Here is a 14,147-nt window from a genome sequence, read left to right as displayed (position 1 = left end):
TTTCGCCGTTAATAGCCGGCGTCCGTGCCGATCGCTCAGGCGACGGCCTGGGCGACCACGTCGGGATGCAGGCCGATCACACGGATATAGGCCATGGCGAAGTCTGGTGGCATGCTGCGTGCCTGCTCCCAATCCCGCAGCGTTCCGACGGGCACTTTGAACCTCTCCGCGAATTCTGCCTGAGTGAGCGACAGGCGGGTTCGTGTGGTGCGAATGAGCCGTGCGCGTTGGCCGCGTTCCATTCCCTCCGCCGCCACGGGTCGGTCCTCGGGATCGGACGGATCAGCTGGCAGCACGATAGGCTCTTTCTTCACCGCTATTGCTCCTCCGCACTGAGATGAACCGCGGCCCGGTCGCGCGCCACACGAAAACGCCAGTGTAGAGCTTTCCCGCAACCAGACCGATGACCTTGTGGCGATCCTCTCCGTCGACCGCCCGGATAGTCGGCAGGATGAGGTGGCGCTCGTCCCGGAAGATCTCGTCCCCAAAGGCCAGCGATACCTGGTGTCTCGCGCGGTTGAGGGCGTCCTTCGCAGGGTCGGACCGGTCTGTCACACCAGAAACGTAATACGGGATTTCCGTATAAACAAGCGCTTCAGGCGAGCCCTGCGCGCAGCAGGTCGTGGATATGAACGAGGCCCACCGGCTTCTCGTCCTGCACCACGAAGATGCAGGTGATGCGCCGCTCGTTCATCCGGGCCAGTGCCTGCGCCGCGAGATCGCCCGGCGCCATGATCTGCGGCCGCCGGCCCATAGCCTGTTCCACCGGCATGTCAACGAAGCCGCCGCGGAAGGCGCGCCGCAGATCGCCATCGGTCAGTGCCCCCACCAGATGCCCGGCCTCGTCCACCACCGCGGCGATGCCGAACCGCTTGGAGGTCATCTCCACGATGCCTTCAGACAGTGTCGCCCCGCAGGACACGACGGGCAGTTCGGTGCCGGTATGCATGATCTGCCCCACCGTGAGCAGGCGTGCCCCGAGCTTGCCGCCGGGGTGGAAGCGCTGGAAGTCGCTGGCCGTGAAGCCCCGGCGCTCGAGCAGCAGCACGGCCAGCGCATCCCCTGCCACGAGCTGCATGGTGGTGCTGGTGGTGGGTGCCAGGCCGTTGGGACAGGCTTCCTCGGCGTCCGGCAGCAGCAGCGTATGATCCGCCGCCCGACCCAAGGCGCTCTGGGCGCGGGCGGTGATGGCGACCAGCTTGATGTCGAAGCGCCGCGTATAGGCCACGACATCGGCAAGCTCCGGCGTCTCGCCGGACCAGGAAAGGGCGAGCACGACATCGGTGGGGCTGATCTGGCCGAGATCGCCGTGGCTCGCCTCGGCGGGATGCACGAAATGACTCGGGGTTCCCGTGCTGGCGAGGGTCGCCGCAATCTTCCGGCCGATGAGGCCCGACTTGCCCATGCCGGTGACGATGACGCAGCCGCTTTGCTCGATCAGCGTCACCACATCGGCGAAGGTCTCGTTCAGCCCGTTCGGCAGCGCGGCTTCGAGGGCTTCGAGGCCGCGCCGTTCGGTACGGATGGTGCGAAGAATGCTCTCGGTAACGGTTGTCATGCGCGGGCTCCGGCCGCCTGTTTAGGCGAGCCGGGCGCCGCGGTCGAGCCGGAGGTCAGAGCAGCTGCGGTGCGCGGCGATGCTGCGTCGCCTGCTCATAGGCATAAGCTTGCCCCAGCAGCTCGGCCTCGCTCCATTTCGGCCCGACGAAGATGAGGTTGAAGGGCGCACCGGAGGCATGGGCGCCGGCAGGCACGGTGACGCCGGGAATGCCGGCGATGTTGATCTCGCTCACCGTCGTCTCGTCGATCCGCCCGCCGCTGTGCAGACCGGCGAGCGGCGTGCGCATCTGCGGGAAACACAGGCCGTCGAGCCTATGCGCGGCGAAGACTGCGCCGAAGATCTCGAGATAGGCGGCCCGCGCCTCGACGAAATCCGAGAGATCGGGCGGCAGGCTCGGATTGGCGAGGCAGGCGGCGAACTGGCGCTGATAGGTCATGTAGTGCAGCGCGCCGCCCGGGGCGAAGGCATCCTGCGCCTTGGTCGCTTCGGCGAATTCCGCGAAGGTCTTGAGTGCCGCCGAAGGGCCGAGCCGCTTCAGATATTGTTCGAGATCGTAGGGCACGGATTCCATGCCGCGGGCATCGAAATCCTGCCCTGGCACGGTCTGGCGGCGGAGTTCCGCAAAGCCGGAACCGGCAAAAGGGTCTTCCACAAGGATCGCGCCGAGCGCCTTCAGCTCCTCCTGCGTGCGGGCATAGAGGGCGGCCGTCTCCTCCGACAGCGGCTGGTTGCGCCAGCCCGCGCCATAGAGGCCGATGCGCTTGCCGGCCAAAGCGTCCTTCGAAAGCTTGGAGGTATAGCCACCCTTCGGCATGTGGCCGACGCAGGCGATGGTCTTCGGGTCTTCGGCGGTGAAGCCCGCCAGCACGTCCAGACACAGCGCCGCGTCGCGCACGCAGCGGGCGATGGGGCCGACGACGTCGCGATGGGCGGACAGCGGCACCACGCCGGCATTGGGTACCAGGGCATGGCTTGGCTTGATGCCGACGAGCCCCTGGGCGGAGGCCGGGTTCTGGATCGAGCCACCGGTCTCCTCGGCAAGGCCGAGCACGGCGAGGCTGGCCGCAACGGCGGCGGCGGTGCCGGTGCTGCTACCGCCGGGCAGCAGATCGGGGGCTGCGACGTTCAGCGTGGGGCCGGCAAAGCTGTCATTCGCGTCCGCCCCCGTATGGCTCAGCACGGGCACGTTGGTCTTGCCGAGAATGACGGTATCCGCCGCCTTCATGCGGGCGACCACGGGGCTGTCACGTTCCGGCATCAGATCGGTGCCGCCGGTCTTGCTGTAGAGTTGCGCCCAGCCGGCGGTCGACGGAAAGCCAACCATGTCCATCGGGTCCTTCACCACCACCGGGATGCCGGCCAGCGGCCCGAGCGTCTCGCCCGCGGCGCGGCGGCGATCGACCGATCGCGCCGTCTCCAGCGCATCGGGGTTGAGGAACAGGATGGCGTTGTACTTCGGGTTGTAGTCCGCGATACGGTCGAGAAAGGCCTGGGTAAGGGCTTCGGAGGTGATGGCGCCGCTCGCCATTGCGGCCTGAGCCGTTTCGACCGTGAGTTCGACGAGGTCGATGGCGGGCACTGTGTTGTCGGTCATGTCGTGGAGGACTCCAAACCGGATGACGGGAAGGCGGTAATCCGCCCGAAGCGTTACAATGCAAATTGCCGGCCGTTGGACGCTTCAGCGCGTCCTTTGCCCTATGCGCCGCGCCCTGGTGGTGGCGTCGCCCCGGACACCGCTAGGCTCACCGCGCACATGAACAGGGACAGCCGAGCATGGCACGCTCCTTCCGTCTGGTGGACGTTTTCGGCAGCGGCGATTTTTCGGGCAATCCGCTCGCCGTTGTGGCGGCGGCGGAGGATCTCGACACCGAGACGATGCAGCGCATCACCCGTTGGCTGAACCTGTCCGAGACGACCTTTCTCCTGCCGCCCACCACTAACGAAGCGGATTACCGGGTGCGCATCTTCACCCTCGCCCGCGAACTGCCCTTTGCGGGGCACCCGACGCTCGGCACTTGCCACGCCTGGGTCGAGTCCGGCGGCCAGCCGAAGCAGGCGGGTTCCATCGTGCAGGAATGCGGGGCCGGTCTGGTGACGGTGCGCCGGACGGAACAGGGCTACGCCTTCGCGGCCCCGCCTCTCGTCAGGAGCGGCCCGCCGACCACGGCCGAGATCGCCGAGGCTGCCACCGTGCTGCGAATCGATCCTGCCGCGATCCTGGATGCGGCCTGGGTGGACAACGGGCCGGGCTGGCTCGCCATCATGCTCGCCTCTGCCGAAGCTGTTCTGGCCGTGCGGCCGGAGGCCGCGCCCGGCCGTCAGGTCGATATCGGGCTGATCGGCGCCCATGCGCCCGGCGGTGACGCGGCCTGGGAAATCCGCGCCCTCTTCTCGAATGCGGAAGGGACGGTGATCGAAGATCCGGTGACGGGCAGCCTGAACGCCTCGATGGCGCAGTGGCTCTTCGCCACCGGTCGGGCGGAGGGGTCTTACGTCGCGGCACAGGGTACCGCACTGGGCCGCGAGGGGCGCGTTCAGATCGAGCGGGACGCGGAGGGCACCATCTGGGTGGGTGGGGCGGCGCGCACCCTTTTCACCGGCGAAGGCCTCTTCTGATCGTCACGGCATTTCCGTTGCTTTCGCTGGAGAAATTTTCCTAGATCCGGAAGAGGTCGGCCCGCCTCGCGGCTGAGGCCCGACGGTCTTCAGGAGATGGACGATGCACGCTTCCGACGGCAGCCGGTTTCGCGACGAGATCATTCTCCTCGCGCGCATCCTTCTCGTGCTGCTCTTTCTGATCTTCGGCTGGGGCAAGATCACCGGCTTTTCCGGCACCGTCGGCTACATGGCGCATTCCGGCCTGCCCTTGCCTTGGGCTGCGGCCATCGTCGCCATCCTGGTCGAGGTGGTCGTCTCCCTCGCCATCCTCCTCGGCGTCTGGACCGGGCCACTGGCCCTGGTGATGGCTGCCTACACCCTGGCGACCGCCTTCATCGGCCATCCCTATTGGACGATGAGCGGCATGGCCGCCTTCGAAGCCGAGATCAATTTCTTCAAGAACGTGAGCATCGTCGGCGGCTTCCTGCTGCTCTTCGTCACCGGGCCTGGCCGCTACGCCCTGCGCCGCTGATCGCGCGGCCTGATCCAGGGGATCATGCGCCCGAGCACGCCGTCACCCCGCCCGTAATGGTGGTAGAGGGCGATGAGCGCGTGCCCACCCGCGACCGCGATGATCGCCCAGGCGGCCCAGAAATGGACGATGGTCACTGCCACGTGCAGTGGGCGGTCCACGGCCATCGGGGAGGGGATGCTGGCCACCCAGAAAAAGTTCAGCGGGTGATCGGAGGTCCAGCGTTTCAGCGGGCCGGTGACGATCATGGTGAGCAGCAGCAGGTAGAGCAGGCCATGGCCGGCATGGACGAGATGCCGATGCCCGGGCTGGGGCAGGCGCCGGCCGCCGACGCTTCGCCACAGCACCCGCGTCACGACGACGACGACCAGAAGGCAGCCGAGCGAGACATGGAGGCCTTCCATCGTCTCCCGCACCTCCCCCCGGGGCACGAAGCTCCAGAGTTCGGCGAGAGCGAAAAGGGACACAACCAAGGAGGCCGTGAGCCAGTGCAGGGTGATGGTCAGAGAATCGTAATGCCCTTCCAAGTCTGTGCGGTGCGTCGGCATCGTCTCATGGTCGAAAGCATCGGGCATGCGAGTTCCTTTGCGGTTGCGCCGAACTTAGCGCGTCCTCGGGTAACACGGTGTTTCGGACTTTATTCCGCGCGTTAAGGTATGACCGGAGCCGCCTGGTGCAACATGGCCGGCCGCACCGCGCCCAGCCGGAGGCGCGCTTCGGTGCCGCCGCCGGCGCGCGGGCCAAGCTGAAGGCCCCCGCCATGCAGGGCGGCGATTTCCGCGACGATTGCAAGCCCGAGGCCGGCGCCGCCCTCCCGCGCCTGGTTGCCCCGCTCGAAAGGTTGCAGCAGCCGGTCTGCCTGGTCCGGCGGAATACCCGGCCCGCGATCCAGCACCGCGATCTCTCGCGGCGCGCGCAGCGCCACTTCGACCGTGCTGCCGCGCGGGGCGTAGCCGATGGCGTTTTCCAGCAGATTGATAAGGGCCAGCAGCAGGGCGGCGCGGTTGCCCGTGACGGAGAACGTGGCCGCGCCGCTCAGTTCCAGGTCCACCCCTTCGCGGATGGCGAGGGGCGCGAGACCCGCCACCGCTTCGGCCGCCACCCCATGCAGATCGACCCGTTCGGAGAGATCGAGCGGCAGGCTCTCGAGCCGGGCCATGCGCAGGAGCTGGGAGACGAGACGGCTCATGCGATCGGCGTCGTGGCGCAGGCCGCGCACGGCATCCCCATCTTCCATCCCATCCAATCGCGCGGTCAGCACCGCGAGTGGCGTGCGCAGGCCGTGCGCCGCCTGGGCCATGAAACTGCGTTGGGTGGCGATGGTGCGCTCCAGCCGGCTGAGCGCTTCGTTCACGGCATCGACCAGCGGGGTCACTTCCCGCGGCAGGCCTTCGGCCGGCAGATGGAGGCCAGGCTCCCCCGGGCGGATCGCGGCAGCCGCCGCAGAGGCGCGGGTCAGGGGCCGCAGTCCGCGCTTGAGCGTCATGATGCTGACGGCGAGCATCAGCAGCCCGATGGGCAGGAGCAGCCAGAGGGCGGCACCGAGAAAATGGGTGATCAGACTGTCGACGATCGCCTCGGTCTGATCGCGCCCCTGGAGGACGACGATCAGCCGCCCGGCCTCGGGGCGGGCGAAGCCCATCAGGCCCTGTGGGTGGCCCGGCATGGCGGGCAGGCGGAAGAAGCCTGGGGTCACGGGATCGGGCAGGAGCGGCTGCAGCCGCGCCGCCTCGCCCGAATCCGAGGTCGCGAGCAGCCGCCCCTGAGTACCCAGGATGAGAAAGACGGTGTCGCCATCGGAGAAGCGGAAGCGATCGGTCACCGTGCCGGGCAGGGTGACGGGCTGGTCTGCCGGGCCCGGCGGCAAGTGGCGGTGCAGGAACTCCGCCTGCTGCTGCATGGCGGCATCGTCGAGATCATGCAGCGTGGCGAAGGTCCGCCAGGCGACGGCGGCGGCCGCGAGGAGGATGGCGCAGATCATGACCGTCGCCAGGCGCCAGGCGAGGCGGGCGGTGAGCGACCAGGGGCGGGGGCGGCCTCGGCGCAGCCTCACGCGGGTTCGGCCATGAGATAGCCGACGCCGCGGATGGTGTGGATGACCGGAGTGGCGCCCACGTCCTGCAGCCGCCGCCGCAGCCGGTGAACCAGCACTTCCAGCGCATTGGAGCCAAGTTCGCGGTCCAGGCTGTAGAGCCGCTGTTCCAGCACTTCGCGGGCGACCACCGCACCTTGCTGGCGCAGGAGAATTTCGAGCATCGAGGTTTCCCGCGGCGTGAAGGCGATGTCCTGGGCGCCGACGCGCACCTGCCGGCCCACCGTGTCGAGCGCCAGATTGCCGAGGGTGAGGGTGATGCCGAGCGCCGCATTCGGCCGCCGCAGCAAAGCGCGGATGCGGGCGACCAGTTCAGGCATGTGGAAGGGTTTGACGAGATAGTCGTCCGCCCCGGAATCGAGACCGAGGACGCGATCCTCCGGACCGTCTCGCGCCGTCAGGATGAGGATGGGCAGGCTCGCCCCGTCCCGCCGCATTTCCCGCAACAGGGTGATGCCGTCACCATCCGGCAGGGCCAGATCGAGAATGGCGGCGTCGTAGGAGACGACGGCGAGATAATCCCGCGCCTCGGCCAGGCGCGCCGCAAGATCCACCGCGAAGCCACTCCGCTCCAGCGCGCCACGCAGCAGCGTGCCGAGTTCCGGTTCATCCTCGACGACGAGCAGCCGCATCTCTCCCGGTCCCTCCGAAGGCCGGCAGCATGGGCTGCGCAGCTTACAGGAACCTTAAGCGCAGTCAGCCAAATCACGAAGTAGAGGGCGCCGCACAACAGCCTCCGCCTGTCAGGTTGTCGTAAGCGCGCGCCGGATAAGAGCGCCACCGTGGCAACGCGAAAGGTGCGCCGGATGAAGCGTCTGATGATCAGAATGGCGGTGGTGACGGCGATCTTGGCGCCGGGCGCAGCCGTCGCCGGCCTCGCGCTCGCTCCCATCATGCGCAGTTGGAACCATGAAAGACGTCAGGTCGAGGCGATGCTGAACGGCAACCGCCCCTATGACCAAGCGGCCATCGCTGCGGCCATTCGGGCCTACGTTTCGGATGCGAGCATGGTGGCGAGCCACGTCAACGGCAGTTCGGCCACCGCGCGTGACTTTGCAGACCGCTTCCGCCAGTTCGCGCAAACCGCAACGATTGCCGGCCGGAATACCCAGTCGGCTGCGGCCTTCCGTCCGCATTTCGCGCAGTTGATGAGCGAATGCAGCGCCTGCCACGCCCGCTTCAACAATTGAGGTCCCGATGAGCTTCATCAATCCGCAGCAGGTGCTGCGCCGCGGCGTGCTGTCGCGCGAGGCCGTCTATCAAAGCGTCACCTTCGACGGCGAACGCCGTTCGCATGCCACCCGCATCCTCCATCTCCTTCTGCTGCTTTCCGTGGTCAACCAGCTGGTCAGCAGCCAGTTCATGAGCCGGCCCTTCCCGGGGGAGGCGCCCTCCACCCTCTACGCCCTGCACGAATATATCGGCATGGCGAGCTTCGGCTTCGTGCTGCTCTTCTGGCTCTGGACGCTGGTGCGGCGCGGTGAGACGAAACTGGGCCGCCTTTTCCCCTGGTTCTCGCCGCGCGCCATCGCGGCCGTGCTCCGCGATGCGCTGCATCAGGCCCAGAGCCTGCTGCGCCGGGATTTTGCGGCGCATAGCGACGGCGCGTTCGCGAGCGCCGTACATGGGCTCGGCCTGTTGACGCTGACCGCCATGGCGGCGACCGGCACTGTCTTCTTCCTGGTGTCGGGGTCCGTCGGTGGGTTTGCCCTCGATCTGCATCAGACGATCGCCAATCTGATGTGGATCTATCTCTTCGGCCATGCCGGCATCGCCGTGCTGCACCACCTGCTCGGGCACGACATCCTGCGCCGCATGTTCTGGATCCGGCGGGGGATCACCATCACGACCCCGAAGCATCGGCCGATGCAGAACCGCCAAGGCAGCCGGGCGGAGGTGTGAAGGCTCAGGCGAGGGCCGGGCGCGTCGCCGAGAGATAGGCCATGCGCTCGGTCATCGGATATTGCCCTTCCTCAATGACCGGCCGCAGCGACTCTTCGAAAAGACGCCGCTCGGCTTCGCTGAAGCGGTCCCGTAGGATGGTGCCGAGCGTGGGCGCCAGGGGATGCGGCGAGATGGCGAGGAAGGTCTGCCAGGCGATCGGCCGTGGGCTTTCCACCTGGATGTGCAATTGCAGATCGAGATCGGTGAAGCCGGCATTCTGGGCGAGGCGCAGCAAGTCCCGCTCGGTGAAGTTGGTCATCGGCGTTTCTTCGAGCACCGCCAGGCTGTCGGGATATTGCGCGGCCTTCCAGCGGTGCAGCAGGGGCAGCAGCCGGTCCGGATTTTCCGGCGTGCGTTGATCGAGCACGGTGCGCAGGGCGATGGCGTTGAGGGCATCGTCCCGCATCACCGGTTCGGCGATGGAGAGGCGCCCACCGGGCTTCAGCACGCGGAAGGCCGCGCGAAACGCGGCGGCTTTGTCCTGCACGTAGGAGAAGACGGAGCGCGCGGTGACGGCGTCGGCCGTCGCATCCTCCACCAGGGCGAGATGCTCGGCCTTCGCGCCGAGCAGACGGCAGCGATCGGCGACGCCGCGTTGCGCCACGATCTCTTCGACCAGACGGATAATCGACGGCGAACTGTCGGTCAGGGTGACGGTGAGTTGGCCTCCCAGCCGTTCCAGCGCGCGGAAGGCGACGAGCCCGTCCCCTGTCCCAACGTCGAGGAGGTGGGCCCCGGGAACCAGCCTGGCGCCATCCAGCACACGATCAGCATAGCTCAGCAGGCGCTCTTGCAGATGCGTCCGATAGATCGCGTCGTCACCGTGGCGTTGGTGCAGCAGCCAGACGGCCCAGTGGTCGAAGAGGGCGGTGGAGTCGGTGGCGGTCATGTGGCTCGGAAGGGCCCGTCCCGGCGCGAGAGGAAATTCTCGTCGCTTTTACGGCGACAAGGTTTCGCAAAGCATAACGCGTGGCCAAGGCTCAGAGGCCGAGCGTGCCGAGCAGGGCGAGGAGCAGCACGATGCTCCAGGGAGGCGCCTGCCATAGCGTCAGCAGCAGAAAGCCCAGCGCGGCGACGGCGACGTCGGCTGGTGCGTGCACCGCGCTCGTCCAGATCGGCGTGTACAGGGCAGCGCCGAGCAGGCCGAGCACGGCTGCATTGGCGCCGCGCATCGCGGCTTGCGCCACTGGGCGGCGCCGCAGCCCATCCCAGAAGGGCAGGACGCCCACGAGCAGCAGCATCCCGGGCAGGAAGATCGCGGCGAGGGCGCAGGCGGCCGAGACGAGCTGGGCCGGCAGGGCCTGATGCGCCGCTTGCGCCGTGGCGGCGCCGAGATAGGCGGCGATGGTGAAGAGGGGACCGGGTACCGCCTGGGCCAAGCCGTAGCCGGCGAGGAAGGCGGGCTCGCCGATCAGGCCCGGCGTCACCAGCCGGGTCTGCAACAAGGGCAGCACGACATGGCCGCCGCCGAAGACGAAGGCGCCGGCGCGGTAGAAGGCGGCGAAGGGGCCGGGCAGGCTTGCCGGGACCAGGAAGAGCAGCAGGAAGAGCAGGAGCGCGACGCCGGCGACCCCGCGGGAGAGGGGCGAATAGACCTCACCCGTCACCGGCGCGGCCAAGCCGCGGCACAGCCATAGGCCGGCCAGTGCGCCGCCGGCGATGACGCCGAGCTGCGTCACGCTGGAGGGCAGGAGGAGCAGCAGGCAGAAGCTCGCGAGGCCGATGGCCGCGCGCGGCCGGTCGGGGGTGAGGGCGCGTGTCATGCCCCAGACGGCCTGGGCGACGACGGCAAGGGCCACGAGCTGTAGACCATGGAGCAGCGCCTCGGCCCGCGGCCCATCGAGGACGCCGGCGAGCAGTGCGCCCAGAAAAAGGAGGAGGGCGGAGGGCAGAGTGAAGCCGGCCCAGGCCGCAAGCCCGCCGGTGAGGCCGCCGCGCCGCTGCAGCCCGATGGCGAAGCCGAGCTGGCTCGAGGCCGGGCCCGGCAGGAAATGGCAGAGGGACAGGAGATCCGCGAAGGCCGTTTCCTCGATCCAGCGACGCCGGACGACGAATTCCTGGCGGAAATAGCCGATATGGGCGGTGGGGCCGCCGAAGGAGGTGAGCCCCAGCCAGAGAAAGGCGAGGAAGATGTCGCGTAAGCGGCCGGCTTGCATCCATGGTCCCGATGGCTGTGGCAGCCGTGGCTACCCGTGATCCATCCATCCGCCTTGCCGCGTTTGGCGGCAGTGCGCCAGAGACGTTTTCATGGCCGGCGGCGCCAGACTCCGCGCTGCCGGTCTAATGCAGCGTCTCCAGGCCGAGCCGGTGCCGGTTGCGGATGGTGATCTGCGCGCCCTTCACCGCAATGATTCCACCGCGCTTGAGGTCGGATAGGCAGCGGGACACGGTTTCGATGGTGAGCCCGAGATAGTCGGCCATGTCGCCGCGGTTCATCGGCAGATCCACGGTGCCGAGGGGCGTGTCCTGCAGCCGCTCGCTCATTTCCAGCAGGAATGCCGCGACCCGTTCGGCCGCCGTCATCCGCCCGAGCAGCAGAAGCCGCCGCCGCATGGACTTGGCCTGGCGGGTAAGATGGCGCCGGAGACGAAGGGCGAAGCCCGCATCTTCCTCGGCGAGCAGCTCGACGGTGGTGAGCCGCAGGCGGCGGATAGTGCAGCAGGTCACCGCTTCCGCGGCAAGCTCGTGCTCACCGACCGCTTCCAGGCCGAAGATGTCCCCCGGCAGGAGGAATTCGCCGACGTGCCGGCGCCCATCTTCGAGCCGCTGCACGCTGCGCACACAGCCTTCGACGACTTCGAAACAATGGTCCGCGGCATCGCCCTGGGCGACGATTTCGGCGCCCTTCTCGACGTGGACGAGGGTGCCGGCACTCCCGGCCGAACCCAGCATGGAGAGATCGCGACGCGGCTGTGCCGTCTCGATCATCGCGCCGATTGCGGCGAGGGTGGTGAGGCGCGCCGTCGCCGGACGGGTGGGAGAAGAGGCCGAGGACGCAAACATGGGCGCTTGTCTCCGAATGACTGGGACCGGGCGGAGAATGCCGTGCGCCGGGGAGCGCCTAAATTCGTTTGGCCGCGTACGCGGAATTACCTATTTTCGGCTGCGATCGTGACGGGCGGTGGGCGGCGCATTCCGCTCGCGTCGTTACGGAATGATCCATGCGGCATCCCTCTTGCGGTGCCTGATGCCGTCGATGAGGATTGACGAATGAACCTGGCGCAGACGGTCCATGTCGTTGATGACGACGAGGGAGTGCGCCTGTCGCTGGAGTTTCTGTTGCGGTCCGAGGGTTTGACGACGGCGACCTACGGCAGGGCGCAAGATCTGCTGTCTGCGCAACTCTCCCCCGCGGGCTGCGTGCTCACTGATTTCCAGATGCCCGGCATGGATGGTCTGGAATTGCAGAGCCGGCTGGTGGAACAGGGGGTGCTGCTGCCGGTCATCGTGATGACAGGGTTCGCGGATGTGCCGGCCGCGGTTCGCGCCATGAAGGCGGGCGCCATCGACTTCCTCGAAAAGCCCTTTGCCGATGATCATCTGCTGGGCGCGGTGCGGCGTGCCCTGGCCCAGAATCAGGTGGCGCTCGCTGCGCATCAGGCGTCGGAGCGGGCGCGCGAGCGCGTCAGCAGCCTCACGCCCCGCGAATCGGACGTGCTCGCGCTGCTGGCGGAAGGGCATTCCAACAAGGAGATGGCGCGCATCCTCGGGACCAGCCCGCGTACCATCGACGTCCACAGGGCGCGCGTCCTGCAGAAGCTTGGGGTCGACACGCTGCCGGATCTCGTCCGGCTCGTGATGGCGGCGCGGTCGGCAGATCAGGGGGCGGCGCGCAGCCGGGATGGAGACGGCCATGCAGGAGCCTGACGCCACGGGCAGCGAGCAGGCCTTCCTGGCGGCCATCGTCGCTTCGTCCAACGATGCGATGATTGGCAAGGACCTCACCGGCCGGGTGACCTATTGGAATGCGGCGGCGGAGCGGCTTTTCGGCTTCGGCGGGCCGGAGATCATCGGCCAGTCGATCAGCCGCATCATCCCGCCCGACCGAAGTGGAGAGGAGCTGTCGATCCTCGACCGGGTCGGGCGCGGCGAATATCTCCGCCATTTTGAAACGACGCGCCTCACCAAGGACGGGCGGATCATTCCGGTGTCTCTGACGCTCTCGCCCATCCTCGATGCCGCGGGGCGGATCATCGGCATTTCCGACATCGTGCGCGACCTCAGCGCGACGCAGCAGCTCGCGGCGGATCTGCAGCAGCGCGAGGCCTTGCTGCGGTCGATCCTCGACACCAATCCGGACGGATTCGTGGTGATCGACGGGCGCGGCGCGATCAAGTTCTTCAGTCACGCGGCCGAGCGCATGTTCGGCTACACGGCGGAGGAGGTCGCGGACCAGAACGTCGCGATTCTGATGCCGGAGCCCTATGCCGCGGCGCATGAGCGCTACATGGACCACTATATGGAGACGGGGGAGCGGCGCATCATCGGCATCGGCCGCGTCGTCGCCGGGCGGCGCAAGGATGGCACCACCTTCCCCATGGACCTGCAGGTCGGAGAGGCGCGGGTTCCGGGTGAGCGCCGCTTCACCGGCTTCGTCCGCGATCTGACGGAGCGCGAGGAACGGGATCGCCGGCTGGCGGAGCTTCAGTCCGAACTCATGCACGTCGCCCGGCTGAGCGAACTGGGGCAGATGGTTTCGGCCCTGGCGCATGAGGTGAACCAGCCTCTGACGGCCGTGTCGAACTACCTGCGGGGCATGCGCCGCCTGCTGGACGAGCACTCCCATCCTCTCTTGCCGCAAGCCCTGGAGCGGGTGACGGAGCAGACGGACCGGGCGCGGGCAATCATTCAGAGCCTGCGCAATCTCGTGAAGAAGGGCGATCGGCCCCGGTCGGTGGAGAATCTCGAAGACCTAGTGGTGGAAACCTCGGCCCTGGTCCTCGCCGGGAGAAATCGCCGCGTGAACCTCACAATCGGGATCGAACCCGAGGCCCAGAGGGTGATGATCGACCGGGTGCAGGTTCAGCAGGTCTTGCTCAATCTCATGCGCAACGCCGTGGAGGCGATGGAGGCCGAGCCCGTGCAGCGTCTCGCCGTCCAGGCGACGCGGACGGGGGATCGCGTCGGCGTCACAGTCGCCGATACCGGGCCAGGCCTGAGCGAGACGGTACAGGCCCGGCTCTTCCAGCCCTTCGTCACCACCAAGGCGGACGGTCTCGGGGTCGGCCTCTCGATCTGCCGCACCATCATCGATGCGCATGGCGGACAGTTGACGGTCCGCAGCGCACCGGGCGAAGGAACGACCTTCGCCTTCAGCCTGCCCGCGGCCGCAGCAGCGCCAGCCGACGATCTGATGTAGATCAAGGCTGGCGATCTCCCCGCACGTGTAGACAGGGGCTGACGCTGGGGCAGTATCATCG

Annotated in this window: 16 protein-coding genes; 6 read left to right on the top strand and 10 right to left on the bottom strand. The window is 67.8% G+C overall.

Features of this window, described 5'->3' with window-relative positions:
* Nucleotides 1-35: 35 nt before the first annotated feature.
* Genes ACYQ6W_RS07105 through ACYQ6W_RS07090 form a run of 4 tightly spaced genes read right to left on the bottom strand, consistent with a single transcriptional unit; the run spans nucleotide 36 to nucleotide 3,155 of the window.
* Complete coding sequence (locus ACYQ6W_RS07105) at nucleotides 36-314, bottom strand: helix-turn-helix domain-containing protein (protein ID WP_459674434.1); 279 nt, start codon at nucleotides 312-314, stop codon at nucleotides 36-38.
* The gene (locus ACYQ6W_RS07100; protein ID WP_459674433.1) at nucleotides 283-555 is read right to left on the bottom strand and encodes a BrnT family toxin; all 273 of its coding nucleotides are present in this window, start codon (nucleotides 553-555) and stop codon (nucleotides 283-285) included. The genes ACYQ6W_RS07105 and ACYQ6W_RS07100 overlap by 32 nt, the downstream gene beginning before the upstream one ends.
* Before the next feature lie 40 nt (nucleotides 556-595).
* The gene (locus tag ACYQ6W_RS07095) at nucleotides 596-1,558 is read right to left on the bottom strand and encodes a KpsF/GutQ family sugar-phosphate isomerase (protein WP_459674431.1); all 963 of its coding nucleotides are present in this window, start codon (nucleotides 1,556-1,558) and stop codon (nucleotides 596-598) included.
* Nucleotides 1,559-1,613: 55 nt separating this feature from the next.
* Nucleotides 1,614-3,155: an amidase gene (locus ACYQ6W_RS07090; protein WP_459674429.1), complete on the bottom strand. Its 1,542-nt coding sequence runs from the start codon at nucleotides 3,153-3,155 to the stop codon at nucleotides 1,614-1,616.
* Nucleotides 3,156-3,334: 179 nt separating this feature from the next.
* Here ACYQ6W_RS07090 and ACYQ6W_RS07085 point away from each other — a divergent pair, with 179 nt between their 5' ends.
* Together ACYQ6W_RS07085 and ACYQ6W_RS07080 are read left to right on the top strand one after the other, a co-directional pair.
* Entirely contained in the window at nucleotides 3,335-4,177 is an 843-nt protein-coding gene (locus tag ACYQ6W_RS07085) for a PhzF family phenazine biosynthesis protein (protein ID WP_459674426.1), read from the top strand.
* 103 nt (nucleotides 4,178-4,280) lie between these two features.
* Nucleotides 4,281-4,691, top strand: a complete 411-nt coding sequence (locus ACYQ6W_RS07080) for a DoxX family protein (protein ID WP_459674425.1) — start codon at nucleotides 4,281-4,283, stop codon at nucleotides 4,689-4,691.
* Here the strand turns inward: ACYQ6W_RS07080 and ACYQ6W_RS07075 are convergent.
* The 3 genes from ACYQ6W_RS07075 to ACYQ6W_RS07065 all read right to left on the bottom strand — a co-directional run bounded on the left by ACYQ6W_RS07075 (nucleotide 4,673) and on the right by ACYQ6W_RS07065 (nucleotide 7,415).
* Nucleotides 4,673-5,266, bottom strand: a complete 594-nt coding sequence (locus ACYQ6W_RS07075) for a cytochrome b (RefSeq protein ID WP_459674424.1) — start codon at nucleotides 5,264-5,266, stop codon at nucleotides 4,673-4,675. The two genes, ACYQ6W_RS07080 and ACYQ6W_RS07075, sit on opposite strands and share 19 nt — an antisense overlap.
* Before the next feature lie 74 nt (nucleotides 5,267-5,340).
* Nucleotides 5,341-6,744, bottom strand: coding sequence for a sensor histidine kinase (locus ACYQ6W_RS07070; RefSeq protein ID WP_459674423.1), 1,404 nt, complete (start codon nucleotides 6,742-6,744; stop codon nucleotides 5,341-5,343).
* Complete coding sequence (locus tag ACYQ6W_RS07065) at nucleotides 6,741-7,415, bottom strand: response regulator (RefSeq protein ID WP_459674421.1); 675 nt, start codon at nucleotides 7,413-7,415, stop codon at nucleotides 6,741-6,743. Before ACYQ6W_RS07065 ends, ACYQ6W_RS07070 begins: the two co-directional genes overlap by 4 nt.
* Nucleotides 7,416-7,589: 174 nt before the next feature.
* Here ACYQ6W_RS07065 and ACYQ6W_RS07060 point away from each other — a divergent pair, with 174 nt between their 5' ends.
* A complete protein-coding gene (locus ACYQ6W_RS07060) occupies nucleotides 7,590-7,973 on the top strand; it encodes a cytochrome c (RefSeq protein ID WP_459674420.1) in 384 nt (127 codons plus the stop codon).
* Nucleotides 7,974-7,980: 7 nt separating this feature from the next.
* Nucleotides 7,981-8,685: a cytochrome b/b6 domain-containing protein gene (locus ACYQ6W_RS07055; protein WP_459674418.1), complete on the top strand. Its 705-nt coding sequence runs from the start codon at nucleotides 7,981-7,983 to the stop codon at nucleotides 8,683-8,685.
* 4 nt (nucleotides 8,686-8,689) lie between these two features.
* Here ACYQ6W_RS07055 and ACYQ6W_RS07050 read toward each other — a convergent pair whose 3' ends face one another.
* The 3 genes from ACYQ6W_RS07050 to ACYQ6W_RS07040 form a co-directional block, all read right to left on the bottom strand.
* Nucleotides 8,690-9,616, bottom strand: a complete 927-nt coding sequence (locus ACYQ6W_RS07050; protein WP_459674417.1) for a class I SAM-dependent methyltransferase — start codon at nucleotides 9,614-9,616, stop codon at nucleotides 8,690-8,692.
* Nucleotides 9,617-9,707: 91 nt separating this feature from the next.
* A complete protein-coding gene (gene chrA / locus ACYQ6W_RS07045; RefSeq protein ID WP_459674416.1) occupies nucleotides 9,708-10,883 on the bottom strand; it encodes a chromate efflux transporter in 1,176 nt (391 codons plus the stop codon).
* A gap of 124 nt (nucleotides 10,884-11,007) precedes the next feature.
* The gene (locus ACYQ6W_RS07040; RefSeq protein WP_459674415.1) at nucleotides 11,008-11,730 is read right to left on the bottom strand and encodes a helix-turn-helix domain-containing protein; all 723 of its coding nucleotides are present in this window, start codon (nucleotides 11,728-11,730) and stop codon (nucleotides 11,008-11,010) included.
* Nucleotides 11,731-11,937: 207 nt separating this feature from the next.
* Between ACYQ6W_RS07040 and ACYQ6W_RS07035 the strand changes: the two genes are divergently transcribed.
* Nucleotides 11,938-12,594 carry a response regulator transcription factor gene (locus ACYQ6W_RS07035; protein ID WP_459674414.1) on the top strand — a complete coding sequence of 219 codons (657 nt, stop codon included), beginning with the start codon at nucleotides 11,938-11,940 and terminating at the stop codon, nucleotides 12,592-12,594.
* Nucleotides 12,581-14,086, top strand: coding sequence for a PAS domain S-box protein (locus ACYQ6W_RS07030; RefSeq protein ID WP_459674413.1), 1,506 nt, complete (start codon nucleotides 12,581-12,583; stop codon nucleotides 14,084-14,086). Before ACYQ6W_RS07035 ends, ACYQ6W_RS07030 begins: the two co-directional genes overlap by 14 nt.
* Nucleotides 14,087-14,147 lie beyond the last annotated feature (61 nt).

This window comes from Acidisoma sp. 7E03 (genome assembly GCF_054665075.1).
Note: the sequence above shows the minus strand (reverse complement) of the source record. Positions and strands in the feature narration are given on the sequence as shown.